Raw genomic sequence first — 22755 nt, 5'->3', positions numbered from 1 at the left:
CCCACTTTGAGCCTCTTTCCGCATTAGCGGGATGGACTAGCTGCGCGCATGTCTTTTTGACGCGTGCAGTGGATGATCACAGGAATCGTAAACATGAACTCCAAGTGCTATTGCACAGGCTGGTCCCTCGTGGCCGGTCTGGCGGCAAGCGTACTGGCATTGCCGAGCTTCGCTGCCGCATTGACACTCGATGAAGCGTTGCGGCTGGCCGAAAACAATGCGCCGTCGCTGACCGCACAAGACGCCAAAATTCAGGCTGCCAGCAGTGCAGCTATTCCAGCCGGTGAACTACCTGACCCCAAGCTACTGCTAGGTGTGCAGAACTACCCCATTGGCGGTCCGGATCGCTGGAGCATCGACCAGGACTTCATGACCATGCAAATGGTCGGGGTCAGGCAAGAGATGCCCAACAGCGATAAGCGCAAAGCGCGCGTCGAGGTCGCTGATGCGGCCATTGATCGCGCCGCTGCGGAGCGTCGAGTCGAACGTCTGAAGGTACGCCAGTCCACGGCGTTGGCCTGGATCAGTAGTTACTCGGTTGAGCGTAAAGATGCGCTGTTCCAGGACTTCTACAAAGAAAATCGCCTGTTGACCGATACCGTCCGGGCCCAGATTGCCGGTGGCCGCGCTCAACCCGCCGATGCGGTGACACCCAAGCAGGAAGCAGCTCAACTGGCGGAGCAACAGGACAATCTGATTCTCCAGAGAGCGCAGGCCCGAGCAGCCCTCAAACGCTGGGTTGGCTCCGCCGCCAACGATAAGCCTGTGGGCAGCTTGCCTGAATGGCCCGTCGATACCTCCGGCTACGCCCATAAACTGCAACATCATCCCGAGCTGGCAGCGTTTGCGCCGATGACCCGTGAAGCGCAAGCCAAGGTTCGTGAAGCCGTGTCGGAGAAGCAGTCGGACTGGAGCTGGGAACTGGATTATCAGCGCCGTGGCCGTGAGTTTGGCGATATGGTCAGCGTGCAATTTTCCTGGGACCTGCCGCTGTTTCCTGACTCGCGCCAAAACCCCAAAATCGCCGCCAAACAGGCTGAACTCAGTCAGCTTGAGGCCGAGCGCGAAGCCCTGTCACGCGAGCACACTCAGCAACTGGAGAGCGAACTGGCCGACTATGAGCGTCTGAATCGTGCCGTGCGCCGAAACCAGGAAAGCCTGTTGCCGCTGGCCAAGGAAAAGGTCGACCTCAGCATGGCCAGTTACCGTGCCGGCAAAGGCGATTTGAACGCCGTTGTTGCCGCCCGACGTGAACTCATCGAAGCCCGCCTCAAACAGATCGACGTGGAAGAACAGCGAGCGCTGACCAGTGCGCGTCTTTATTTTGCTTATGGGGAGTCCAGCCAATGAACCTCAAAAAATGGAATGGGGTATTGCTGGTGGGCATCTCGTTGGCATTGGGTGTTGCCGGTGGTTACTGGTTCGCGCATCAGCGCATGAGCGCAGTACCAGTTTCCACCCCAGAGCAGAGCCTCAATTCACCGGGTGAACGTAAAGCACTGTATTGGTACGACCCCATGTACCCGCAGCAAAAGTTCGATAAGCCGGGTAAGTCCCCCTTCATGGACATGCAACTGGTCCCGCAGTACGCCAGCGGCGCAGGGGATCGAGCGACCGTCAGTATCGATCCAAGTCTGACCCAAAATCTCGGACTGCGTTTTGCGACCGTCACCCGTGGGATCTTTGATTCCAGTCTCGACGTGACAGGTGTCTTGGTGTTCAACGAACGTGATGTCGCTGTGATTCAGGCACGCACCGCTGGCTTTGTGGAGCGGGTCTATGCCCATGCGTCCGGTGATGTGCTCAAAGCCAACGCGGCGTTGGCAGATATCCTGGTGCCGGAATGGGCCGCGGCTCAGACAGAGTTCCTTGCCCTGAAACGCAACGGGGATGCTGCCCTGTTGGATGCGGCCCGTCAGCGTCTGCGGCTCACAGGGATGCCGGCAGCGCTGATTACTCAGGTAGAGCGTGTCGGTAAGGTTCAGCCGTACCTGACTTTGACCACTCCCATTGCCGGTGTGCTGCAAGAGTTGAACGTGCGCGCGGGTATGACCGTGGCGACCGGCGACACCCTGGCACGCGTTAATGGCTTGAGCAGTGTCTGGCTAGCTGTGGCCGTACCAGAATCGGATGCCGGATCGATCACCACGGGACAGGCAGTCGAAGCGCGTCTGCCAGCTTTCCCAGGGACAATACTCAATGGCAAGGTCAGCGCGATTTTGCCCGAGACCAATCCCGACAGCCGCACCCTTCGCGTGCGGGTGGAACTGCCCAATCCGGACGGGCGCCTCAGACCGGGTATGACCGCACAGGTACGCCTGAACCGCTCAACTGAGCAAAGTGTGTTGTGGGTGCCGAGCGAAGCCGTCATTCGCACTGGCCGACGTGCCTTGGTGATGCTCGCCGAAGACGCGGGTCGCTACCGCCCTGTTGAAGTGCAACTCGGGCAGGAAAGCGATGGCAAGACGGCGATATTGAAAGGTCTGGAAGGAGGTCAGAAGGTGGTTACCTCTGGCCAGTTCTTGCTCGACTCGGAGGCCAGTCTCAAGGGCGTTGTTGCAAGCACGGAGAAAGAGTCACCACCCAGCGCAGCAGCCTCCAGCTTTCATGAAGCGGATGGGCAGATCGTTGAGATCAACGATAAAGAAGTCACGCTTGCCCACGGTCCCTTCAAGACACTGGGCATGCCAGGCATGACGATGACGTTTCCACTCGCCAATCCGACTCTGGTGCAGGGACTGAAAGCGGGTGACAAGGTTCGGATTGCGGTGAGCCAGACCGATGATGGCTTGCGTGTTGAGCGTCTGGATAAATCGGGGAGCCAGCCATGATCGCGGCCCTGATTCGCTGGTCAGTGGCCAACCGATTCCTGGTGCTACTGGCGACGCTGTTCGTTACGGCCTGGGGCATCTGGTCAGTGCAGAGCACGCCCATCGATGCGCTGCCAGATCTCTCGGATGTTCAGGTGATCATCCGGACCCCTTATCCGGGACAAGCGCCGCAGATCGTCGAGAACCAGGTGACCTATCCGTTGGCCACCACCATGCTCTCAGTACCGGGAGCCAAGACTGTGCGTGGTTATTCCTTCTTCGGTGACAGCTTCGTTTACGTGCTGTTCGAAGACGGCACGGACTTGTACTGGGCTCGCTCGCGGGTGTTGGAGTATCTGAGCCAAATACAAAGTCGGTTGCCGGCCAGCGCCAAGCCGGCGTTGGGGCCGGATGCGACGGGCGTGGGCTGGATCTATCAGTACGCATTGGTAGATCGCAGTGGAGGACACGACCTGGCGCAGCTACGCGCACTTCAGGACTGGTTCCTCAAGTTCGAACTCAAGACCCTGCCCAACGTTGCGGAAGTGGCCACCGTGGGTGGCATGGTCAAGCAGTACCAGGTGCAGATTGATCCGCTCAAACTGGCCAGCCTCGGTATCACTCAGGCTGAGGTGACCGACGCTATCGGCAAGGCCAATCAGGAAACCGGTGGTGCCGTGCTGGAGATGGCAGAGACCGAGTTCATCGTGCGCGCTTCCGGATACTTGAAGACGCTTAATGACTTTCGGGCGATCCCGCTCAAACTGGGTTTCGGCGGTGTGCCGGTAACCCTTGGCGATGTCGCGACGATTCAGTTGGGACCGGAAATGCGGCGTGGCATTACTGAACTCGACGGCGAAGGCGAGACCGTCGGCGGCGTGGTGATTTTGCGCAGCGGCAAGAATGCTCGCGAGACCATTGCGGCGGTCAAGACCAAACTCGACGAACTGAAAAGCAGCCTGCCGGCCGGGGTGGAAATCGTCACGACCTACGACCGCAGCAAGCTGATCGACCGCGCGGTGGAAAATCTCAGCCACAAGCTCATCGAAGAGTTCATCGTCGTCGCGCTGGTGTGTGGGATCTTCCTCTGGCACCTGCGTTCATCCCTGGTGGCGATCATTTCGCTGCCGGTGGGGGTGCTGATTGCCTTCATCGTCATGCGCTATCAGGGCATCAACGCCAACATCATGTCCTTGGGCGGAATAGCCATCGCCATCGGCGCCATGGTCGATGCCGCCGTGGTGATGATCGAGAACGCGCACAAGAAGATTGAGGCTTGGCACGCGGCCAATCCGGGGGAAGAACTGAAGGGGGAGCGTCATTGGCATGTAATGACTGAGGCGGCGGCAGAGGTAGGCCCGGCGCTATTCTTCTGTTTGTTGATCATCACTCTGTCGTTCATCCCGGTGTTCACGCTGGAAGCCCAGGAGGGTCGGCTGTTTGGCCCTTTGGCGTTCACCAAGACCTACGCCATGGCCGCAGCGGCGGGATTGTCAGTGACCTTGGTGCCAGTGCTGATGGGCTATTGGATCAGAGGACGAATCCCCAATGAGCAACAGAACCCGTTGAACCGTTGGTTGATCAGGATCTATCAGCCAGCCTTGGATGCGGTGCTACGCCGCCCCAAAGTCACGCTACTGGTGGCGCTGTTGGTTTTTGTCAGTGCGCTGTGGCCAATGTCTCGATTGGGTGGTGAGTTTCTTCCACCGCTGGACGAAGGCGATCTGCTCTATATGCCTTCGGCTTTGCCGGGGCTGTCGGCGCAGAAGGCCGCGCAACTGCTGCAACAGACCGACCGTTTGATCAAGACCGTCCCAGAGGTCGAACATGTCTTCGGTAAAGCCGGACGCGCTGAAACCGCCACCGACCCGGCACCGCTGGAGATGTTCGAAACCACCATCCAGTTCAAGCCGCACGAGCAATGGCGTGCAGGCATGACCCAGGAAAAGTTGGTGGAAGAACTGGATCGAGTGGTACGGGTTCCTGGGCTAACCAATATCTGGATACCACCGATTCGCAACCGTATCGACATGCTGGCGACCGGGATCAAGAGTCCCATCGGCGTGAAAGTTGCCGGTACCAACCTGACGGAAATTGATGCTGCGACTCAGGCGGTTGAGCGAGTGGCCAAGGGCGTGTCCGGCGTCAGTTCGGCTCTGGCCGAGCGTCTGACCGGTGGCCGCTATATCGACGTGGATATCGACCGCAAAGCCGCCGCTCGCTACGGACTGAATATCGCCGATGTTCAGTCCATCGTGGCCGGCGCTATCGGCGGTGAAAATGTTGGTGAGACCATTGAAGGGCTCGCACGCTTCCCGATCAACGTGCGTTACCCACGAGAGTGGCGTGACTCGCTCGGTGCCTTGGAGCAATTGCCGATCTATACCCCGCTAGGTAGCCAGATCACCCTCGGTACCGTGGCGAAGGTCAAAGTTACTGACGGTCCGCCGATGCTCAAGAGCGAGAACGCGCGGCCCTCTGGTTGGGTATACATCGACGTGCGTGGCCGGGACATTGCCTCGGTAGTTGCTGATCTACGCCGGGTCGTCAATGAGCAGGTCAAGTTGCAGCCCGGCATGAGTCTGAGTTACTCAGGGCAGTTCGAGTTTCTCGAACGGGCCAACGCAAGACTCAAGCTGGTGGTGCCTGCCACGCTGTTGATCATCTTCGTATTGCTCTACCTGACGTTCGCCCGCTTCGATGAGGCCTTGCTGATCATGGCCACGCTGCCATTCGCACTGACGGGCGGGGCATGGTTCCTCTATCTGTTGGGATTCAATCTTTCGGTCGCTACCGGTGTTGGCTTTATCGCCTTGGCCGGGGTTTCTGCCGAGTTTGGCGTGATCATGCTGCTCTATCTGAAGAACGCCTGGGCCGAACGTGAAGACCTCGGCGACAGCACTGAGCGTGGATTGGTCGCGGCGATTCGTGAAGGTGCTGTGCAGCGCGTTCGCCCCAAGGCCATGACCGTAGCCGTCATTATTGCCGGCCTGCTGCCCATTCTGTTGGGCAGCGGTACTGGGAGCGAAGTGATGAGTCGCATCGCCGCGCCCATGGTGGGCGGCATGATCACGGCACCCTTGCTTTCCCTGTTTGTCATTCCGGCAGCTTATCGCCTGATGCGTCGCCGCCGCCTCGCAGTTGAACCCAAAAAACCTCAAGGAAAAGTTGTATGAAATTGACCATGATTGCAGTTGCTAGCACCGTAGTTACGCTGTCTTTTTCGGCGCTGGCAGAGGACATGCCGGGTATGAAAATGGACGGTATGGATGGCATGAAGATGGAGCAGGAAACAAAACAGGCTCCAGTCGCCACCGCCGACGGAACGATCAAGGCTATAGATTCTACGAAGCATACGGTGACCATCTCTCACGGCGCTGTTCCAGCTGTGCAATGGCCCCCGATGACCATGGCCTTTTCCGTATCGGACGATCAACTGAAAGGGTTGACGGCTGGAGACCGTGTTTCGTTTTCGTTTCGGCTAGATGGTGGCAGAGCCACCATTGTGTCCATCAGTAAATAAAATAGTGGAAGTGACCGGCATCTTGCTAACGCCGGTCACTAGCTGTTCATACACTGAGCGGAAAAAGAGGTAGGTCCGAAGAATGCTCAATGACTGCTTCTGGCAGCCTGGACCCTACGCGGATGCTCACCTGAAGTTCCCTTTCGGTTTTGCTCCAAATGTGGCGCCCATAAGGCTAACTCCCTCGCCTATTACCTCAACACCGAAGACATCAAAACCCGCAGCCGGGTCCCGAGCACAATGTATGCGATTAACCCGGATTTCGACACGGAAGACTTGCTGGTTCACGCCTGTGAATCCTTGGCGTCGGCCATTGTAATGGCCTGCGACTTGGCGCAGACGTTTCAGTGGCCGAGTCGTAATGCGTTGTTGGGGATTGTGCAGATCATCATGCTCGGTGAGTTGGCGGTCAATCGAGAGCTGGATCGGCTGGACCGCTGGCGTAATCCCGACACCGGGCGGCGAGGGCGTGGGTGCCCTTGTCACTGCTCATGAGATATCGATCTGGTACCTGAACCCCTCGGCCGCCGCGCGGGAAATTCGGTATTCGAGCGGGGAGCGGTCATAGCCGAGGGCGGTGCGCTCGATGGTGACGACCGGGGCGCCTTCTTTGATCGAAAGGATTTTGGCGGTGGCCCGGTCGGCTTGCTCTACGGTGAGGGTCTCTGTCGCCGAGCCGATACATTGGCCGCACTGGGTTTCATAAAACGGGTAGAGCAGGTCGCCGAAGCTTTCGGAATTAATTTCCAGCAATACGCCGAACCGTGTGGCGGGGAGCCAGATATCCTCGTGAAACAGTGTGCGGCTTTCAACCATCCGCAGCCGTTCCAGATGCACGACGTCTTCGCCGTCCTGCAACTTCAGTGCTGTTGCCACCAGCTGTGAGGGTTTTTGCCGGTTCTTTGCCAAGATGCGGCTGGTCGGTATTTCGCGCCCACCCGCGGCATTCACTTGCCTGAAGAATCGCGCCAGTGAGGCATCGAAGTTGGGGCGGCGCACGTAGGTGCCCCGGCCTTGGCTGCGCAGGAGCAGACCTTCATTGACCAGTGTATCCACGGCCTTTCGTACCGTGCCGATGGCCACACCATAGTGTTTGGTGAGCTCGGCCTCCGTGGGGATGGGCGAACCTGGCATCCATTCGCCGGTGGCGATCTTGGCGAGCATTTCTTCTCGCAGGCGCTGATAGAGCGGCAAGCGCTCGTCGTATCCGAGGGTAGGGGCGTTCATTTTTCTTTGATTCCTTTTCGGCATGCCGAGCCACTTTATCACCTGTGTGAGGTTTGACAGATATCCATCCGTGAATATATGGTGATCTAGTCATATATATGAATTGTCGAATTTTATACACATGCTGACGATGGGAAATTGGGCAAAAGGACCTGATTTCTCATGGCGGCAGGTGATTTTCCATAACAACAAACGACCGGGGTTATCTGTTTATGACCAGCCTTCACCCGCCAGCCTTCACCGGTGTGGACACGCACGCCCACGTCTTCCGCCAAGATCTGCCGATGGTTGCCAACCGTCGCTACAGCCCGAGTTACAACGCTTTAGTGGAGCAATACGTGGATCACCTGGATCGCCACGGTTTTTCACACGGCGTGTTGATTCAGCCGAGCTTTCTGGGCACCGACAATCACTTCATGCTCGACGCGTTGCGCCGTTATCCGCAGCGCTTGCGTGGGGTGGCGGTGGTGGATGTCGACGTCAGCGAAACCCAGTTGGACGAATTGGCCGAAGCGGGTGTGGTCGGCATCCGTTTGAATCTCATTGGTAAGGCGCTGGCGGATTACAGCGGCCCAGCCTGGACCGCTCTGTTCCAGCGGTTGGCGCTGCGGGGATGGCAAGTTGAAATTCAGCGTGGCATCGATGACCTGGCGCCGATCGTATCGGCCATCAGGGCCTGCGGTGTGACCGTCGTCATCGATCATTTCGGCCTGCCGACGGGGGGCATCGATGTCGGGAACCCCAACCATCAGGCGTTTCTTGAGTTGCTGAACGATGACGGGGTTTGGCTCAAGCTGTCCGCCGCGTACCGCAGTCAATCCGATCTTGCCCAGGCATCGCATGGGCTGGCGCTGTTGCGCGACACGAGTGGCGGTCTCCAGCGACTCGTCTGGGGCAGCGATTGGCCCAACACTCAGTATGAACAGCAGACGGACTATACCCGGCAAGTGGCTTTCCTCGAAGGCTTGCTACCGGACGCGGCCGAGCGGGCGCATGTGCTCAAGGACAACCCGGCGAAGCTGTTTGGCTTCGACATATGCAGCTAAACAATCAATAACAACAATAGGACTTCCATCATGATGAGCCTGCTCGTCGTCGCGGCAATCGTTATCGCCGTTGCCCTGGGTTACAAGACCAAGATCAACATAGGTCTGTTCGCCATCGCTTTTGCTTACCTGATCGGCTGTTACGGCATGGGGTTGAGCCCGTCCGAAGTCATCAGCCTGTGGCCGTTGAAGATTTTCTTCATCATCTTCTCGGTTTGTCTGTTCTATAGTTTTGCCACCGTCAATGGCACGCTTGAAAAACTGGCGGAGCATCTGATTTATCGATGCCGGTCGATGCCTCAATTGTTGCCGTTCGCGGTCTTCTTCACGGCAACCACCATCTCGGCGATGGGGGCGGGCTACTACACAGTGCTGGCGTTCATGGCGCCCATCACGCTGCTGCTGTGTGAGCGCACCGGGATGAGCCTGATCACGGGCGGCATGGCGGTCAACTATGGCGCCTTGAGCGGAGCCAACTTCGTTTCCAGCCAGAGTGGTATCATTTTTCGTGGCTTGATGGTCAATGCCGGCATCCCAGAAAACGAGGCCTTCATCAACGCCGCAGCGATTTTCGCCAGTACCCTGGTGATACCGCTGGCGGTGATTTCGGTATTAGTGTTTCTCACCGGCCATGGCAAGGCGATGAAGGCGTCCGCTTATGCGGTCGCCGTGCCGTCGCCGCTGAACCGCGAGCAGACAATCACCCTGTGGCTGACGTTGGCGATGATGGTGATCGTACTGGCGGCGCCCGTCGCGCAAATTGTCTTCCCGGACAACTCCACGGTGAGCTTCATCAATTCGAAGATGGACATCGGTTTGATCGCCAGCCTGTTCTCGGTGATCGCGCTCTTGCTGAAACTGGGCGACGAACGCAAGGCAATGGCGTCCGTGCCCTGGGGCACGTTGATCATGATCTGCGGTGTAGGCATGCTGATTTCGGTCGCGATCAAAGCCGGGACCATCGGTTTGCTTGCATCGTGGATGGGCAATAGCATTGCGCCCATCATGGTGCCGATTGTCTTCGGTGTGGTGGCGGCGTTCATGTCGCTGTTCTCCAGCACGCTGGGGGTGGTGACGCCGGCGCTATTCCCGTTGGTGCCACCGCTTGCCACTGCACTGGGGCTCGATCCGATGATCCTGTTCGTGGCCATCGTCGTGGGCGCTCAAGCCACCTCCATCTCGCCGTTCTCCTCGGGTGGCAGCTTGATATTAGGCTCGTGTGCCACGGAGCAGAGTCGCAGCTCTCTATTCCAGCAGCTCCTGTTTCGCGCAGCGCCTGTTGGCTTTGTCGCGGCACTGGTGTTCAACGCTGTCCTGACGTTCCTCTAAGCACGGCTCTTCACGGCCCGGCGCCTTTGCCGAGCCGTTGCGTTTGGCACGTTGATCGACCAATCGGGAAAAATGACCATCATTGATGAGCTGGGAAGTGTGCAGGCCATCCGATATCGGTCAAATCGAATGGGGTTGCTTGCCGTCGCCCATCACGTTAAGGCTTTTATCGCGCTATCTGAACCGGACACTGAAGCCATGCTCGTTGATTTACGAGCGCTCTATCCAAAATTGATTCACCTGATGCTGGACACGGTGTTCGTCGTCGACCGGGAAAACCAGATAGCGTTTGTCAGTGATGTCTGTGAGGTACTGCTCGTTTATCGCGCCGAGGAATTGAGGCTGCTACCAAGCGCCGCCCTTAATCCGACTGTCCGATTGTGGCCGTTTGCTCCCATTCACGACAGGCAGCAATCGGCCAATAGCAGACTGAATGAGTCTCTCGATTTTCTCTGAAGGTAGAACTAGCGTTCACTCATAAAATTTGCCAGCCAGCAAAATGGATGCACACCGCTGCCATACATTTGAAACAGGAGCACTCGGAGGAAAGCTCCTGGTACTGGCGGTCGCCCATTCAGCAGCTGCATCGAAAAATGTATCTATAGAGCCATTTTCCCACCCCAAGGCGCCTGGCCCATAAGGAGACGATGGCGTCGTTTCCTCCAATACGCGCTCACTGGCAAAATCAGAGCCAAGAGCCTGGATAAACTCAATGAACGATTGCTCATCGTTCACGCGCTCTAACAACTCATCAAGATCAATAGACATCGGAAACCTTGTATCGGGGCATTAGAGAGAATGCTGGCTGGGAAGCTGCTATGCCGAGAGACGGACAGTCAACCTCTCCATTTTCGAGTGTCCCCTATGGGTCGATTGCTACCGATTGCAATCTCAGCTTCCGACCAATCGCGCATGCTTAATCCAGATTTTCAGGTACTCCTGATGCCACTGCCAGGATCGCGCCATATGCGCCTTCCTCTGGGACATAGGAAACAAATCGTTCACTGTTATTTTTTTGCACCCAAAGGCGCCCACAGTTCTGGCACTCGTAGGCAGTCGACATTCGTTGAATGTAAAGGCTGGATATCCGGTCTTGCAGCTTGTCAGCAGCGCTGAATATGGGTGAAAACTCGCCAAATGCATCGGCGATTGAAGTCTTGTCTCCGGACTCCGCCGCCTCGACCAGAGGTTTGAGTTCTCGGTGCACCTCATCCCAAAATTTATTTTCCACCTCGTCGCGAAGCAAGCTCGCCTTGTAGGGCAAGCTGTCGGTCTGATCGGTAATCACATGGCCACACTTGCAACCCAGTTTACTCATTTGCGGTTCATCAACCTGATGTTCGATCGCTCATTAAATGGCGGACAACTCTTTGTTACAACTCCTAATTGATCGTCCGCTTCTGGCCGAAAGCGGACGGTTGAAAAGGTCTATAAAAATCTGATTTAGAGACGCTTATGCACTTTCATTTACCATGGGCTACTGAACCCGATCACTGGGGTTGAGTGGCAGGTATCAAGACGCCATCGATACTCGAGGAAGTAAGCCAGGACTCCAGTTCCGCATTCCCCACAGGAATGCACCACATGAAATCATTGAATTTTTCTTATCCCACACCACGGCGTACCTTGCTGCAAAGACAAGGAGAATCGCCCATTGAACTCATCCGCTGCCAACCCCGCTGAAAAATTCGACACCTCCCGCGCCAACGAATACGCCAGCCAAAGCCGCATCGCACTGGCGGGTTATGACGCATGCCACGATCTGGCGGCGTGCATGTTGGCGGCCAGCCTCGGCGCCTCGCCCTCGGCCAAAATACTGGTCGTCGGCGCTGGCGGTACAGCGGAGGAAATCATAGCGATGGCCGCACTGGAGCCGAGCTGGCGCTTCACGGCGGTTGATCCTTCCGAGCCAATGCTGGAGGCCGCGACGCAGCATTTGCAGGCCAATGATTTGCTGCACAGAACGGATGTGCATCTCGGGCATGTCGATGACTTGCCGGCTGATGAGTCATTCGACGCGGCGACGTTGATCGGCGTGCTCCATCATCTGAATGGCGAGGAACCCAAACGAGCAATCCTGCAATCGATTCAGGCTCGCCTGAAACCAGGTGCGCCGCTGATCGTCGCGGGCAACCACTACGCTTATGCCAGCCAACCTTTATTGCTGGCAGCATGGGGGCAGCGGTGGCGGCAGCAGGGTGCCAGTGCGGATGAGGTGCAGGCCAAGCTTGGCAAGATTCTTCAGGGTGCCGATCCGCCGCATTCGGAGGCGGCGGTTCAGGCGCTGTTGCACGAAGCTGGATTTGGTGAGGCGATACGGTTTTTCAGCAGTCTGTTCTGGGGGGCTTGGCTGGCAGGTAAAACGCTTTGAGAAAGGACGGAGGCGCTCGCCCAATCTCGGGCGTTGTTCATCACTCAAGCAAACGCAGTTTCAATGAACGCTTCCAGTGATTGTTCTTCCAGAATTTCAATAGAGAAGTGACCGAAGCGTTTCGGCAACCAGATAATGCGTGTCCCGGAAGGGGATTGCAGGTGTTGGCGGGTCAGTGGATTGCCATTTTCATCTTCAGGCTGCACACCGGCGATCAGCAGGTCGTCATAAGCTTTCTCGATGTCCGGTGTCGTGTAGCAGTGACGGTAAATCATGCCTTCGCCGACGGTATCGAGCAGCGTCTTCAAGTTCCCTTCCAGCGGTTGCACCAGCATGAAACGCTCTTGTCCGATCATCGCGACGGCGTAGCGCACATGCAGGCCACCGCGTTGCCATGTCTGGGTTTTGCAGATATTGGCTTTGAGGATCTGCGCGTAGTAGGCACACGCGTCCTCGAGATGGTTGACCAGCACATCGACGTGACTGAACTTCAGATCCATTGAATGCCTCCCGCTGATGCGGTGTCCGGATTAATCAGTGGTCGCGGGGCTCCCGGTCGAAGCTGCCGCCTCAGCCTCCAGCTTGGCCCGATCAGCCTTGCTGATGTATTTGGGCTTTTTCGGCGCGAGTTTCGCGCTGGCCTTTTTGGCTTTTTCCTTGAACAACTGCTGCAGTTTTTTCTGACGGTTCATGGTGACTACTCGGTTTGTCAGTTGAATATCGACGATCGAAGGGCGTGTCGGTCGCTTGCCCAATGGTCCAAAAGGGGTGGAATCCTGACGCATGGGCAGGACGCAGGCAACCTCATTTCCTCACATCGAGATAAAGTCCCGAACGGCCTTGATCGTCGGTGCCGGCGCTTCCTCCATCAGCCAGTGCCCCGCCCCCGGAATCACCACTTCCGTCACCTTGTCCGCCGCGTTACGCATGACGATTGCCTCATTGTTGCCAAAGGACTTCTCGCCGCCGACGGCCAGCACCGGCATGGTCAGGCGTTTCTGCAACACGGGTGCGTTGTCGGTGGCATCCTGGCGAATGCTGCGGAACTGGGCGAACGCGGCGCGCATGGCGCCGGGCCGAGCGTAAAGTTTGGCGTAATGCTGGCGGGTGTCCTCATCGATCTTCGCGGGCGTGCCGGCGAATTCGTTCCAGAAACGGTCGAGGTAGATGCGTTCGCGGCCCGCCACCAGGCGCTCCATGTCGGCACCGCCGAAGTCGAAGTGCCAGAGCATCGGCGAGCGCACGATGTCGTTCCATGGCGTGATGCCGGGGACGGGCGCATCCATCACCACCAAGCGCTCGGTGCGCTCGGGGTAGCGTGCGGCGTAGGCGAAGGCGACCATGGTGCCGATGTCGTGACCGATGACCACTGAGTGTTCGATCTTCAGCGCACTGAGAACTGCGCGAATGTCAGCGGCCTGAGTTTTCTTGTCGTAGCCGCCCTCCGGGATCGACGACAAACCCATGCCCCGCAGGTCCGGGACCACCACTGTGTGGTCGCGCGCCAGATCGGCCGCCATCGGCGCCCACATGTCGCCGGTGTCGCCGAAGCCATGCAATAGAACCACCGCAGGGCCTTTGCCACCGATGCGCACGTGCATCGTCGCGCCATCGACCGGGATTTCCTGAACCCGAAAGGCCGCAGGGAAGGGCGTCACGTCAGCGTGGGCCTGATGACTGAGGGCGAGCAAAGTCAGGGCGGCCAGCAGAGTGCGAATCATGTCAGAGTCTCCAATCGTGCCAATGGCAGGGGATGCGATGGAGTGAGCGTAGACGAGTTCTTCGTCTGAACCTGTCAGTTCACGCCAGACGCATACCCATCTCGACGGCACGATTCTCAAAACCAAACTCGGCGTACATGCGCGCCGCGCGTTCGTTGAATGGCCAGACCGTCAGCCGCAAATCCTGTGCGTCATGTTCAATTGCCCAGTCTCTGACGAACTGGAGCAGCGCGCGACCAATGCCTTTGCCGGAAAACTGCTCCGCTACGCAAACCGATCCGATGCGAACGACCTTTTGCGGCTGCATCAGCGGCCCGGCGCTTGCCGACAGATTGGCCGTGATAAAAGCCGCAGCCTGATCGCCGACGTGGGCGATGAAGACAATCTGATCCGGCTTTTCGAAAACCCCTGACCAGTGCGGCAGGTCGCGGGAAAAATCTTCGGTGGCGGCGGCGTAGATGTCGGGGCGGGCAGCGTGGTGCACCGCGTTTAGCAATTGGCCCAGCTCGCACAGGGTCAGTGCATCGGCGGCGGTTGCGACTCGGTAAGTGATGGTTTCATCCATGATGGGTAGTGTCCTTGAGTGTGATGAGGTTAGTGGAATTGTGGGAGGCAATGGCGAACCATCAGATTGAACTGACTGGCCGCTCATCCAAACGCTCTACCAACCTTACAAGATAACCGTCAGGGGCCTGAACGATGAATTCGCGTTGACCCACTTCTACCTTGTCCGCCCGATACCAGGTGTCCTGGCAGGCTCTGTAAAGTGCAAAACCCGCCTCTTCAAGCCTGCGAATGACGGGCGCGACAGCTTCAACGTCAATCTGCAGTTTGATGCCTCTGCCAAAAGGTTTGTCCAGCGCAGCGGTCAGCCATTGATAGGCATGCGAATCAACTTGTTCCAGCATGACTTTGCCTCCAATTGGGTGACCATTAGTTCTGGTACCAGTGTGTTGCGTTCTCGATGATCTCTTCACTGACAAGACGACCCACAACCGCCTCCAGCGTGATACCCGGGTGGATTGAGCAGACGTAGGCACCCTCGATATTCGGCAGTGAGTGGTAGTGAAATTAACGCAAAAAAAGCCCGGCATGTTCTGCCGGGCCTCGGGTGCCTTCAGACATTTACGCCGCCATATTTTCGGCCGCCATGTCCTTCTTGGCCCACAAGCTCAATCATGAGTACGTGGGAAAGGTCGGCAATATTGTTGCGGCGAGCGCCGAACGCCAAGCGTTTGAGAAGCGCCTGGCGGAGTTTGACGGGATTGGTCCGAAGACCATCGAGATTCTTATGCGTGAAGCCGGCGCGGTGCTTTTTTAGCGACCGGGATGCGATGCCGTATTTTGGCTGATGTGTTTGGGACCAGCGATCGCCCAGGCAATCAGCCCGAACAGCGGCACAAACACAATCAACACGATCCAAACTCCCTTGTTATTCGATTTCCCCTCGCTTTTACGCACCCGATTGATGGCCCAAAGTTCGATCAGCAGAAGAACTGCCGCCAGTACGATCCACACGGTTTCGATTTGCATTGGCTACCTCCTGATGGTCTCTGTTAGGTGGCGCGTGTGACGCTGGGTTCATTTAATTTTGCGCAGATCCTGTAGTTGCTGCGCCAGATACAACGCGACACGGCCGTCGGCACTGTCGGCGAATAGAATGCGCGCGCCTGACATCGGCGCTGGGAACGGCACGGGGGAAGGCGATGACAAATCATTCGGTGGATGTAAAAGACGCAACCTGGAAACCCAAAGAACAAGGTCAGGTTATTTGCCGAGATGGGTGTTCAACAATACGATTCCTGCTACTTGCGTTCAGGCTCGCCGACTGTGGACGGTATTGGTGTCCACATATACACCGGTCAGATTGAATGCACGAATCTGAGGCTTGCCGTCCCAGTATCTGTTCAGGGTGTACATGGCTTCAGCAAAACCATCCTGGCCTTCTCCCAGGTAAGGGGCATGATAGGCGATAGTCCAGGTTTTTATGTGTTCTTTGTATCGCAGAGCGAGCTCAACGATTACTCGGGAACAAACGCGAGAACACGGGCTGGCAGCCGTAATCATGGTGATGTGCTGAGTCGAGTTTCCGTGTGATTTATAGATGGAGTCAAAGTTATTCACCATTCTTTCTTCCCCATCCGACTTGTTATTGTCGTGAAAGAAGTTGACCAGTTCGTTACCGCGAAAAAATTCAATATTTGCACCCTGTGGTCGCCATCCTTTGCCAGATGAAAAAACGAATACATTGCCATGATCACCAAACTCGACAACGCAAAACAGATTTTTTGGCTCATCTTTACGGATCGCGTTAGCGACATCAGTGATTAACGGCATTTTGCTTCTCCGCTGCACTAAAGGTTGAAGTTGCAAGTTTGTGTTTTCTTGCACCCCTACAACATTGGCCTTCCCTGGACATGATAATGCAACGTTCTGTGCGATGGCCGTCAGCGAAGGATAGCCCATGAGTGTCAATGTGCCAGAAGTGAAAAGAGAAGTCCTGGAGCGGTCTTGCGTTCAAATTCTCGCCATGCAGGAAAACTGGTTGCTCAACCAGCTATAGAGTTGCGATACCGCAGGGGTAATCTGCTTGCGATGCGGGCATACCAGGCTCAACGGCGAGGCTTCGCCGGGATAGTCCGGCAGGAGCACAAGCAGACGACCTGCGCTCACATCGGCGCTGACATCCAGCCACGATTTATAGGCGATACCTTCACCGTCCAGTGCCCAGCGCCGAACCACATCGGCGTCGTCGCTGAACAGCGGGCCGCAGACTTGAATCGTTTGCGTGCCCAGGCACCATTTGTCGTAGACCCGGCCCGCCTGCAGATAGAGCAGGCACGCATGCTGCAACAAATCATCGGGGGTTGTTGGCTGCCCGTGACGTTGCACATAGTCCGGGGAGGCCACCAGCACTCTGTGGTTCCAGGGTGCCAGAGGCAGCGCGACATAATTGGCGTCTTCGTTCGAGCCATACCGAATGGCGACATCCACCGGATCGCGGAACAGATCGGCCATTTGGTCCGACAGGACAAAGCGCAGGGTAAGTTCCGGATGCTGACGACGGAACGCGGTTAACCACGGCAGCAAAATATTGCGCCCCAAGTCAGAAGGCGCGGTGACTTGCAGCACGCCGCGTAGCGTGGCGTTTTCTCCCCGCAGGTTTTCCTTGCCTTGCTTCAACGCCTCCAGCACGGCGTGCGCAGTGGGCAGGTATTGCTCGCCCTCGGCGGTCAACCTCAGGCTGCGCGTAGTGCGCGCGAACAGACGAACGTCCAGCTCGCGCTCCAGGCGTTTGATGGCAGCAGCGACCTGACCGGGCAACAGATCAGTCTCCAGCGCCGCAGCGGTAAAGCTGCCCAGCGCTGCGCTGCGGATGAACAAACCAAGATCATCGATGCGGATCATTTTCACTCCTGTAGTGAAAGTGTTGGCGCATTCTGCAGGTTTTTCTTTGTCCGTGTGAAGCCGAAGATGGGGGCATATCAACGTATCAGCCCTTCAGACAGCGAGTTTCCATGAAAGCCATCACCTTCACCCGGCACGCCATACCCATTGAAGATCCACAGTCATTGCATGACATCTATATGCCTGCGCCAGTGCCCGGCCCACGGGATCTGCTGGTCGAAGTGCGGGCGGTTTCAGTCAATCCGGTCGATACCAAGGTACGTGCCGGTACTTTCACCAAGGAACCGAAAATCCTTGGCTGGGATGCGGCAGGTATTGTCCGTGAGGTCGGGTCTGAAGTGACCTTGTTTCAACCCGGTGATGAAGTGTTCTACGCCGGCTCGATTGCCCGCGCCGGCAGTTACAGCGAATTGCATGTGGTGGATGAGCGGATTGTCGGGCACAAACCACAATCCTTGAGCGCAGGCGCGGCTGCCGCGTTGCCACTGACCTCGATCACTGCCTGGGAGTTGCTGTTTAACCGGCTCGGCGTCGTTGAGGGTTCAGGGGAGGGCGAGTGCCTGTTGATCACGGGAGCGGCTGGCGGCGTGGGTTCGATGCTGGTGCAACTGGCCCGGCAGTTGACCCGCCTTACGGTGATTGGCACGGCGTCACGTCCGGAAACGGCGGATTGGGTGAAGCAATTGGGGGCGCATCACGTCATCGACCATAGCCAGCCGATGCTCAGTCAGTTGCAGGCGCTGGGCCTTTGCGAAGTCGACTATGTCGCCAGTCTGACCCATACCGAGCAACACTTTTTACAGCTGATTGAAGTGCTCAAGCCGCAGGGGCGTCTGGGCGTGATCGACGATCCCGAGCGTCTTGATGTGATGCCGCTCAAGCGCAAGTCGTTGTCGCTGCATTGGGAGTTGATGTTCACCCGCTCGCTGTACGAAACCGCGGACATGATCGAGCAGCATCACTTGCTTGACCGGATCTCGGACCTGATTGATCGGGGCGTTTTGCAGACCACCGTGGGCGAGCATTTCGGCGCGATCAACGCAGCAAACATGCGGCGCGCCCATGCGCTGGTCGAGAACGGCAAAGCCCGGGGAAAAATCGTTCTTGAAGGGTTCTGATCAGCACCGTCCAGACATTCAGAGGGGGCCTTCGAAGCGGCCGCCAGGAGCACGTTATGCGTATGAAAAAACTTCCCGTCCTGTTGGCCATGGTCTCGGCCGCTGTGTTGTCGACGCCGTTCGCTCATGCGATCAGCGCCATTCCTTTAGAGGCGGATGCACCCGCTGATCGATCCTTCGGCAAACTGGAACAGGTCCATGGGTTTTACGACGCGATGCCAACCGGCGTAACGGTCAGTGAGACCGGGCGGATCTTCGTCAACTTTCCGCGTTGGGGTGACAACGTACCTTTCACCGTGGGCGAGATCCGCAGCGGCCAGGTAGTGGCTTATCCGAACGCCGCGATCAACCGGGAAAACCCCAACGATCCGAGCGATGGTCTGATCAGCGTACAGAGTGTGGTTGCTGACGGGCAGGGCCGCGTCTGGCTTCTCGACACGGCCGCGCCGGGCTTCGCTGAACCGAAGCCGCGTGGCGCGAAGCTGGTGGCGATAGACCTTGCCAGCAACAAAGTCGTCAAGCGCCTGGTGTTTCCAGAGAACGTCATGTTGCCCAGTACCTACGTCAACGACATGCGTTTCGACTTTCGCACCGGCGCCGAAGGCACGGTCTACCTCACTGACTCATCCTTGCGCGGCCCCGGGGCGATCATCGTCATGGACATTGCCACTGGCCGTGCCATGCGCCGCTTGAGCGACGTCCCGGCAACCTCGGTTGATCCGGCTTTTGTACCGGTGGTTGAAGGCTTGGCAGTGACGGTCGAAGGACCTGACGGCAAACGCAAACCGTTAGGCGTGGCATCCGACGGGATCGCGCTGTCGGCGGACGGCAAGACGCTGTATTTCACGCCACTGTCGAGCCGGCATTTGTATGCCGTATCCACAGCGCTGCTGCGTGATACCCGCGTAAGCGAACAGCAACTGGCCGCCGCAGTGCAGGATCTGGGTGAGAAGGGCGCGTCCGATGGCATGGAGGCGGATGCCGAAGGCGCTGTCTATGCCGGGGACTACGAGCACAACGCGATCCGCAAGCGCCTGCCGGATGGCCAATGGCAGACGTTGGTGCACGATCCGCGTCTGCTCTGGCCCGACACCTTATCGATCGGTCCCGACGGTTATCTGTATTTCATCGCGAACCAGTTACACCGCCAAGCGGCGTTTCGCGGTGGTCAGGATCAGCGGCAAAAACCCTACAGCCTGCTACGCCTGAAAATCGATGCGGCGCCAGCACCTACCCGTTAATACCTGTTTTGGATTTTGGAGAATTGATGATGACTACATCCGCTGAAGTGTTGGTTTCGATTGCCGTGCTCAAGGCCAGAACGGGTCAGGAGCAGGCATTGAAAGAGGGGTTGTTGGCATTGGTTGAGCCCACCCGGGCAGAGCCAGGCAATCTCGACTATGTGTTGTTTGAACTGCGTGACGAGCGCGGCACGTTCTACATGCGTGAGGCATTCAAGGATCAAGCGGCGCTGGACGCGCATTTCGCCACGCCATACTTCCAGCGCTTTGCTGCAGCGGCGAATGATCTGCTCGCTGAGCCGTTGCAGTTGATCTTTCTTGAGCAAGTCTCGATCTGACGTGACCGCACAGGCGCCTTGGATTTGTTGAGTGGCTAGCTGACGCTCGGCTCTATATTCTTCACGCCGGTAGGTCCGTGTCGGAATTGGCTGAGAACAGCCTGTCATTTAGGGAAGCGTTAAATGCCGTTCAGGGTGATGGTGGTCGGTGGCTACGGCAATTTCGGTAGCATCGTTTGCAGGCATTTGGCGGTCATGCCGGGTGTGGAGCTTTTGCTCTCGGGGCGTGATGCGCAAAAGTTGCAGCGCAAGCTCGATGAGTTGAACCGCCAGCCCGGCACGGTCGCCGAAGGCTGGTGCGGTGATGCCATGGGAGCGGAGTTCAGCTCGGTTTTGCGTTCATTGAACATCCAGTTGGTGGTTCATACCGGCGGGCCGTTTCAGGGCCAATCCTATGCGGTCGCCGAAAGCTGCATCGCTGCCGGGGTGAATTATTGCGATCTGGCGGACTGCCGAACCTTCGTCAATGCCGTGGGCGTTCTCGATGCCAGTGCGAAAGCGGCGGGCGTGGCGATCCTCAGTGGTTGCAGTTCGGTGCCGACACTTTCATCGGCGATCATCGATCAGCAACGCCATCGCTTCGCACGGATCGACTCGATCGAACACGGCATTTCTTCTTCGGCAAAGATGCCGGGGCTGTCGACGATTGAAGGTGTTCTGGCCTACGCAGGCAAACCGATCAAACAACTGAAGGACGGTAAGGTGCATGAGGTGTCGGGTTGGCAGGATCTGACCCTGCGCAAGATGCCGCAACTGGGCACCCGTTTGTTGGCCAACGTCGATGTGCCGGACATGGATATTTTTGACGGCCGCTATGGCGCGCAAACCCTGAGGTTCAAGGCTGGCGCCGGGTTGAAGCTGGGCGGTATCGCCAACGCTCTCTTGGCGCAGGCGCTGAAGACCGGACTGGTTCGCGACCATACCGTTTGGGCCGCAAGGTTGCATCGGCTGGGCACCCGGTTCGAACGTTTCGGCGATGGCAAAAGTGCAATGTACATCGACGTTCAGGGGATTGGCGCTGAAGGACAACCGCTATCCATGACTGCGCAACTGACCGCACTCAATGACAAAGGCCCGGAAATCCCAAGCTGCGCGGCTGTGGCGCTGGCCGCAAAAATGGCCCAAGGCTACGTGCCGCAACCCGGGGCCCGACCTTGCGTGGGTGAAGTCAGCGTCGACGAATACCTGGCCGCGATCAATGATCCGGACAACCTGAGTTTGTCCGTGCATTTCTCTGACGGGCAGCACTGAACATGCTCTATCTGGGCCTCAAATACCTGCACATCATTGCGGCGATTTTCCTGTTCGGTTTCGGCATGGGTTCCTACCTCTATCTGGTCGCCGCGAGCCGCACGGCCAATCCGCAGGTGATCGCCCACGTCGCGCGCATGGTCGTGCGTTTCGATGCCTGGATCACCACACCGGCAGGCTTTGTACAGATCATCACGGGCTATCTGCTGATGAGGCTCTCGGGCCTGCCCATGACTACTGAGTGGGTGCTGACCTCGCTGGTCATTTTCCTTTGTGTCGGGTCGCTTTGGCTGCCGGTGTTGGTCTTGCAGAAACGCCTGTGTGTGATGGCAACGAGTGCGGGGGAGGCCGGGACGGGGCTCAATGAAGATTATCGAGCCGTGTACAGAAAGTGGTTCTGGATGGGCGTCGCCGGTTTTGCCGGGATGTTTGTGATAGTGCTGATGATGGTGACGAAGATGACGCCGGTCCAATTGGTCAGTTTTCTGATTTAGCCACGAACGGCATCGTCATTTTCAAAAAGCGTTGTTCGTGGTCAGGATTCGGCAGCAGGCACGTATTGTACTTGCCGAACAGCCGATAACGATTCAGCGCAATGCGGTCATAGGCCCAATCGCGCAACCTGCGCGGGACGACACGCAGCAATCGCAAGGGTTGCCAACGGGCGGATAACTGGCCGATGACTTCGAAAAAGGCATCGGAACGTTCCCAATATTGCCGATCGCGAATCACTGCCATGGTGTCGAACTGATCCACCGGCAAACCCGCCCATGCCAGCAGTGCCTGGCCTTCGGGTGACTGAACTGCCGCCAAGCGCACACGCCGCTGATGATCATGCCGAATCAGAAACCGTGCCCAGCCATTGCACAGCTTGCACACGCCGTCGAACAGCACCACTGTTTCGCCTGGCTTGAGCAGTGGCGCGGGGGTAGGGCGGGTTTTTGAACTTGGCATCAGCGTGAGTCCATGGAGGCCGGGTGTTCGGGATCATAACCGCGTGACAGGTTTGACGTCTGCTTTTGGACGATTGTTGATCGATGGAAGAAGGTGCGCAGAAACGTCAGCCGTTACGGCCTGAAAACTGCCGGGCAAGTTGTCGCTGTGTCACGGGCGCCGACATCGTCGCCGACGGTGGTTTCACCGCTTGATCCTGTTTGATCGCATCAAGGCGCACCTTCGGGTGCGTTTTTTGTTTGTCCGAATGAAGATTCGAGCCGTTATCTGATGGATACACCGATTTTAATTATCCAAGTGGATGGATAGACAAATCGGATTTACCCGGTTTTTCTGTGCAATCGGCAGGCATAGAGTGGATTCACCGGTTCGAAATACCGAACTGAAACCCCACTACGCAGTCACTCGGAGCATCACA

General features: G+C 57.5%; 24 protein-coding genes and 4 pseudogenes. 15 read left to right on the top strand and 13 right to left on the bottom strand.

The window, feature by feature from the left end:
- Positions 1-93: 93 nt before the first annotated feature.
- From IAI51_RS12120 to IAI51_RS12100, 5 genes are all read left to right on the top strand, one after another.
- Positions 94-1350 carry a TolC family protein gene (locus IAI51_RS12120; RefSeq protein WP_134178162.1) on the top strand — a complete coding sequence of 419 codons (1257 nt, stop codon included), beginning with the start codon at positions 94-96 and terminating at the stop codon, positions 1348-1350.
- Entirely contained in the window at positions 1347-2831 is a 1485-nt protein-coding gene (locus IAI51_RS12115; RefSeq protein ID WP_187678704.1) for an efflux RND transporter periplasmic adaptor subunit, read from the top strand. Before IAI51_RS12120 ends, IAI51_RS12115 begins: the two co-directional genes overlap by 4 nt.
- Positions 2828-5986 carry an efflux RND transporter permease subunit gene (locus IAI51_RS12110; protein WP_187678703.1) on the top strand — a complete coding sequence of 1053 codons (3159 nt, stop codon included), beginning with the start codon at positions 2828-2830 and terminating at the stop codon, positions 5984-5986. The genes IAI51_RS12115 and IAI51_RS12110 overlap by 4 nt, the downstream gene beginning before the upstream one ends.
- Positions 5983-6333: a copper-binding protein gene (locus tag IAI51_RS12105; protein WP_187678702.1), complete on the top strand. Its 351-nt coding sequence runs from the start codon at positions 5983-5985 to the stop codon at positions 6331-6333. Before IAI51_RS12110 ends, IAI51_RS12105 begins: the two co-directional genes overlap by 4 nt.
- Positions 6334-6543: 210 nt before the next feature.
- A complete protein-coding gene (locus tag IAI51_RS12100; protein ID WP_410458001.1) occupies positions 6544-6828 on the top strand; it encodes a DUF6124 family protein in 285 nt (94 codons plus the stop codon).
- Here the strand turns inward: IAI51_RS12100 and IAI51_RS12095 are convergent.
- Positions 6823-7560 (bottom strand): GntR family transcriptional regulator, encoded by a 738-nt coding sequence (locus IAI51_RS12095; protein ID WP_187678701.1) that lies wholly within the window; start codon positions 7558-7560, stop codon positions 6823-6825. The two genes, IAI51_RS12100 and IAI51_RS12095, sit on opposite strands and share 6 nt — an antisense overlap.
- 212 nt (positions 7561-7772) lie before the next feature.
- On the opposite strand from IAI51_RS12095, the gene IAI51_RS12090 reads away from it, so the two are divergent.
- The 3 genes and pseudogenes from IAI51_RS12090 to IAI51_RS12080 form a co-directional block, all read left to right on the top strand.
- Positions 7773-8606, top strand: a complete 834-nt coding sequence (locus IAI51_RS12090; protein WP_187678700.1) for an amidohydrolase family protein — start codon at positions 7773-7775, stop codon at positions 8604-8606.
- Between the two features lie 30 nt (positions 8607-8636).
- Positions 8637-9935 carry an SLC13 family permease gene (locus IAI51_RS12085; RefSeq protein ID WP_187678699.1) on the top strand — a complete coding sequence of 433 codons (1299 nt, stop codon included), beginning with the start codon at positions 8637-8639 and terminating at the stop codon, positions 9933-9935.
- A gap of 198 nt (positions 9936-10133) precedes the next feature.
- Positions 10134-10274, top strand: a pseudogene (locus IAI51_RS12080) (diguanylate cyclase); the annotation flags it as partial.
- 132 nt (positions 10275-10406) lie between these two features.
- Here the strand turns inward: IAI51_RS12080 and IAI51_RS12075 are convergent.
- Positions 10407-10703, bottom strand: coding sequence for a hypothetical protein (locus IAI51_RS12075; protein ID WP_187678698.1), 297 nt, complete (start codon positions 10701-10703; stop codon positions 10407-10409).
- Between the two features lie 148 nt (positions 10704-10851).
- Positions 10852-11253 (bottom strand): hypothetical protein, encoded by a 402-nt coding sequence (locus IAI51_RS12070; protein WP_187678697.1) that lies wholly within the window; start codon positions 11251-11253, stop codon positions 10852-10854.
- Between the two features lie 336 nt (positions 11254-11589).
- Between IAI51_RS12070 and IAI51_RS12065 the strand changes: the two genes are divergently transcribed.
- Entirely contained in the window at positions 11590-12306 is a 717-nt protein-coding gene (locus IAI51_RS12065; RefSeq protein WP_187678696.1) for an SAM-dependent methyltransferase, read from the top strand.
- 44 nt (positions 12307-12350) lie between these two features.
- On the opposite strand, the gene IAI51_RS12060 is transcribed toward IAI51_RS12065, so the two are convergent.
- The 6 genes and pseudogenes from IAI51_RS12060 to IAI51_RS27940 form a co-directional block, all read right to left on the bottom strand.
- The gene (locus IAI51_RS12060; RefSeq protein ID WP_187678695.1) at positions 12351-12806 is read right to left on the bottom strand and encodes a VOC family protein; all 456 of its coding nucleotides are present in this window, start codon (positions 12804-12806) and stop codon (positions 12351-12353) included.
- A gap of 30 nt (positions 12807-12836) precedes the next feature.
- Positions 12837-12998, bottom strand: coding sequence for a DUF2986 domain-containing protein (locus IAI51_RS12055; RefSeq protein ID WP_187678694.1), 162 nt, complete (start codon positions 12996-12998; stop codon positions 12837-12839).
- A 120-nt stretch (positions 12999-13118) separates the two neighbouring features.
- Complete coding sequence (locus tag IAI51_RS12050; RefSeq protein ID WP_187678693.1) at positions 13119-14027, bottom strand: alpha/beta fold hydrolase; 909 nt, start codon at positions 14025-14027, stop codon at positions 13119-13121.
- A 79-nt stretch (positions 14028-14106) separates the two neighbouring features.
- The gene (locus IAI51_RS12045; protein WP_187678692.1) at positions 14107-14592 is read right to left on the bottom strand and encodes a GNAT family N-acetyltransferase; all 486 of its coding nucleotides are present in this window, start codon (positions 14590-14592) and stop codon (positions 14107-14109) included.
- A 61-nt stretch (positions 14593-14653) separates the two neighbouring features.
- Positions 14654-14947, bottom strand: a pseudogene (locus IAI51_RS12040) (VOC family protein); the annotation flags it as partial.
- Positions 14948-14960: 13 nt separating this feature from the next.
- Positions 14961-15083 (bottom strand): annotated as a pseudogene (locus IAI51_RS27940) (FAD-binding oxidoreductase); the annotation flags it as partial.
- Positions 15084-15186: 103 nt separating this feature from the next.
- Between IAI51_RS27940 and IAI51_RS12035 the strand changes: the two are divergent.
- Positions 15187-15348: pseudogene (locus IAI51_RS12035) on the top strand (DNA methylase); the annotation flags it as partial.
- Here the strand turns inward: IAI51_RS12035 and IAI51_RS12030 are convergent.
- From IAI51_RS12030 to IAI51_RS12020, 3 genes are all read right to left on the bottom strand, one after another.
- Positions 15345-15560 carry a PLD nuclease N-terminal domain-containing protein gene (locus tag IAI51_RS12030; RefSeq protein WP_187678691.1) on the bottom strand — a complete coding sequence of 72 codons (216 nt, stop codon included), beginning with the start codon at positions 15558-15560 and terminating at the stop codon, positions 15345-15347. The pseudogene IAI51_RS12035 and the gene IAI51_RS12030 sit on opposite strands and share 4 nt — an antisense overlap.
- Positions 15561-15842: 282 nt before the next feature.
- A complete protein-coding gene (locus tag IAI51_RS12025; protein WP_187678690.1) occupies positions 15843-16364 on the bottom strand; it encodes a hypothetical protein in 522 nt (173 codons plus the stop codon).
- Positions 16365-16544: 180 nt separating this feature from the next.
- Positions 16545-17435 carry a LysR family transcriptional regulator gene (locus IAI51_RS12020; protein ID WP_187678689.1) on the bottom strand — a complete coding sequence of 297 codons (891 nt, stop codon included), beginning with the start codon at positions 17433-17435 and terminating at the stop codon, positions 16545-16547.
- A gap of 110 nt (positions 17436-17545) precedes the next feature.
- Between IAI51_RS12020 and IAI51_RS12015 the strand changes: the two genes are divergently transcribed.
- From IAI51_RS12015 to IAI51_RS11995, 5 genes are all read left to right on the top strand, one after another.
- The gene (locus IAI51_RS12015; RefSeq protein WP_187678688.1) at positions 17546-18553 is read left to right on the top strand and encodes a zinc-binding alcohol dehydrogenase family protein; all 1008 of its coding nucleotides are present in this window, start codon (positions 17546-17548) and stop codon (positions 18551-18553) included.
- Positions 18554-18609: 56 nt separating this feature from the next.
- Positions 18610-19794 carry an L-dopachrome tautomerase-related protein gene (locus IAI51_RS12010; protein ID WP_187678687.1) on the top strand — a complete coding sequence of 395 codons (1185 nt, stop codon included), beginning with the start codon at positions 18610-18612 and terminating at the stop codon, positions 19792-19794.
- A gap of 29 nt (positions 19795-19823) precedes the next feature.
- Positions 19824-20132: a putative quinol monooxygenase gene (locus IAI51_RS12005; RefSeq protein WP_187678686.1), complete on the top strand. Its 309-nt coding sequence runs from the start codon at positions 19824-19826 to the stop codon at positions 20130-20132.
- Between the two features lie 123 nt (positions 20133-20255).
- Complete coding sequence (locus IAI51_RS12000; RefSeq protein ID WP_187678685.1) at positions 20256-21383, top strand: saccharopine dehydrogenase family protein; 1128 nt, start codon at positions 20256-20258, stop codon at positions 21381-21383.
- Between the two features lie 2 nt (positions 21384-21385).
- Entirely contained in the window at positions 21386-21877 is a 492-nt protein-coding gene (locus tag IAI51_RS11995) for a DUF2269 family protein (protein WP_187678684.1), read from the top strand.
- On the opposite strand, the gene IAI51_RS11990 is transcribed toward IAI51_RS11995, so the two are convergent.
- Positions 21861-22337 (bottom strand): thiol-disulfide oxidoreductase DCC family protein, encoded by a 477-nt coding sequence (locus IAI51_RS11990; RefSeq protein WP_187678683.1) that lies wholly within the window; start codon positions 22335-22337, stop codon positions 21861-21863. The genes IAI51_RS11995 and IAI51_RS11990 overlap by 17 nt on opposite strands.
- Between the last annotated feature and the right edge of the window lie 418 nt (positions 22338-22755).

The sequence above is a fragment of the Pseudomonas sp. N40(2020) genome (assembly GCF_014472415.1).
Lineage (GTDB): Bacteria > Pseudomonadota > Gammaproteobacteria > Pseudomonadales > Pseudomonadaceae > Aquipseudomonas.
This window is presented reverse-complemented; position numbering and strand designations above follow the sequence as displayed.

Coding starts and splice junctions, on each gene's coding strand:
- IAI51_RS11990 (WP_187678683.1), bottom strand. CDS start 22,337: ATGCCAAGTTCAAAAACCCGCCCTACCCCCGCGCCACTGCTCAAGCCA.
- IAI51_RS12075 (WP_187678698.1), bottom strand. CDS start 10,703: ATGTCTATTGATCTTGATGAGTTGTTAGAGCGCGTGAACGATGAGCAA.
- IAI51_RS12005 (WP_187678686.1), top strand. CDS start 19,824: ATGACTACATCCGCTGAAGTGTTGGTTTCGATTGCCGTGCTCAAGGCC.
- IAI51_RS12105 (WP_187678702.1), top strand. CDS start 5,983: ATGAAATTGACCATGATTGCAGTTGCTAGCACCGTAGTTACGCTGTCT.
- IAI51_RS12120 (WP_134178162.1), top strand. CDS start 94: ATGAACTCCAAGTGCTATTGCACAGGCTGGTCCCTCGTGGCCGGTCTG.
- IAI51_RS12090 (WP_187678700.1), top strand. CDS start 7,773: ATGACCAGCCTTCACCCGCCAGCCTTCACCGGTGTGGACACGCACGCC.
- IAI51_RS12020 (WP_187678689.1), bottom strand. CDS start 17,435: ATGATCCGCATCGATGATCTTGGTTTGTTCATCCGCAGCGCAGCGCTG.
- IAI51_RS12115 (WP_187678704.1), top strand. CDS start 1,347: ATGAACCTCAAAAAATGGAATGGGGTATTGCTGGTGGGCATCTCGTTG.
- IAI51_RS12025 (WP_187678690.1), bottom strand. CDS start 16,364: ATGCCGTTAATCACTGATGTCGCTAACGCGATCCGTAAAGATGAGCCA.
- IAI51_RS12045 (WP_187678692.1), bottom strand. CDS start 14,592: ATGGATGAAACCATCACTTACCGAGTCGCAACCGCCGCCGATGCACTG.
- IAI51_RS12110 (WP_187678703.1), top strand. CDS start 2,828: ATGATCGCGGCCCTGATTCGCTGGTCAGTGGCCAACCGATTCCTGGTG.
- IAI51_RS12050 (WP_187678693.1), bottom strand. CDS start 14,027: ATGATTCGCACTCTGCTGGCCGCCCTGACTTTGCTCGCCCTCAGTCAT.
- IAI51_RS12015 (WP_187678688.1), top strand. CDS start 17,546: ATGAAAGCCATCACCTTCACCCGGCACGCCATACCCATTGAAGATCCA.
- IAI51_RS12030 (WP_187678691.1), bottom strand. CDS start 15,560: ATGCAAATCGAAACCGTGTGGATCGTACTGGCGGCAGTTCTTCTGCTG.
- IAI51_RS12095 (WP_187678701.1), bottom strand. CDS start 7,560: ATGAACGCCCCTACCCTCGGATACGACGAGCGCTTGCCGCTCTATCAG.
- IAI51_RS12055 (WP_187678694.1), bottom strand. CDS start 12,998: ATGAACCGTCAGAAAAAACTGCAGCAGTTGTTCAAGGAAAAAGCCAAA.
- IAI51_RS11995 (WP_187678684.1), top strand. CDS start 21,386: ATGCTCTATCTGGGCCTCAAATACCTGCACATCATTGCGGCGATTTTC.
- IAI51_RS12085 (WP_187678699.1), top strand. CDS start 8,637: ATGATGAGCCTGCTCGTCGTCGCGGCAATCGTTATCGCCGTTGCCCTG.
- IAI51_RS12070 (WP_187678697.1), bottom strand. CDS start 11,253: ATGAGTAAACTGGGTTGCAAGTGTGGCCATGTGATTACCGATCAGACC.
- IAI51_RS12060 (WP_187678695.1), bottom strand. CDS start 12,806: ATGGATCTGAAGTTCAGTCACGTCGATGTGCTGGTCAACCATCTCGAG.
- IAI51_RS12000 (WP_187678685.1), top strand. CDS start 20,256: ATGCCGTTCAGGGTGATGGTGGTCGGTGGCTACGGCAATTTCGGTAGC.
- IAI51_RS12010 (WP_187678687.1), top strand. CDS start 18,610: ATGCGTATGAAAAAACTTCCCGTCCTGTTGGCCATGGTCTCGGCCGCT.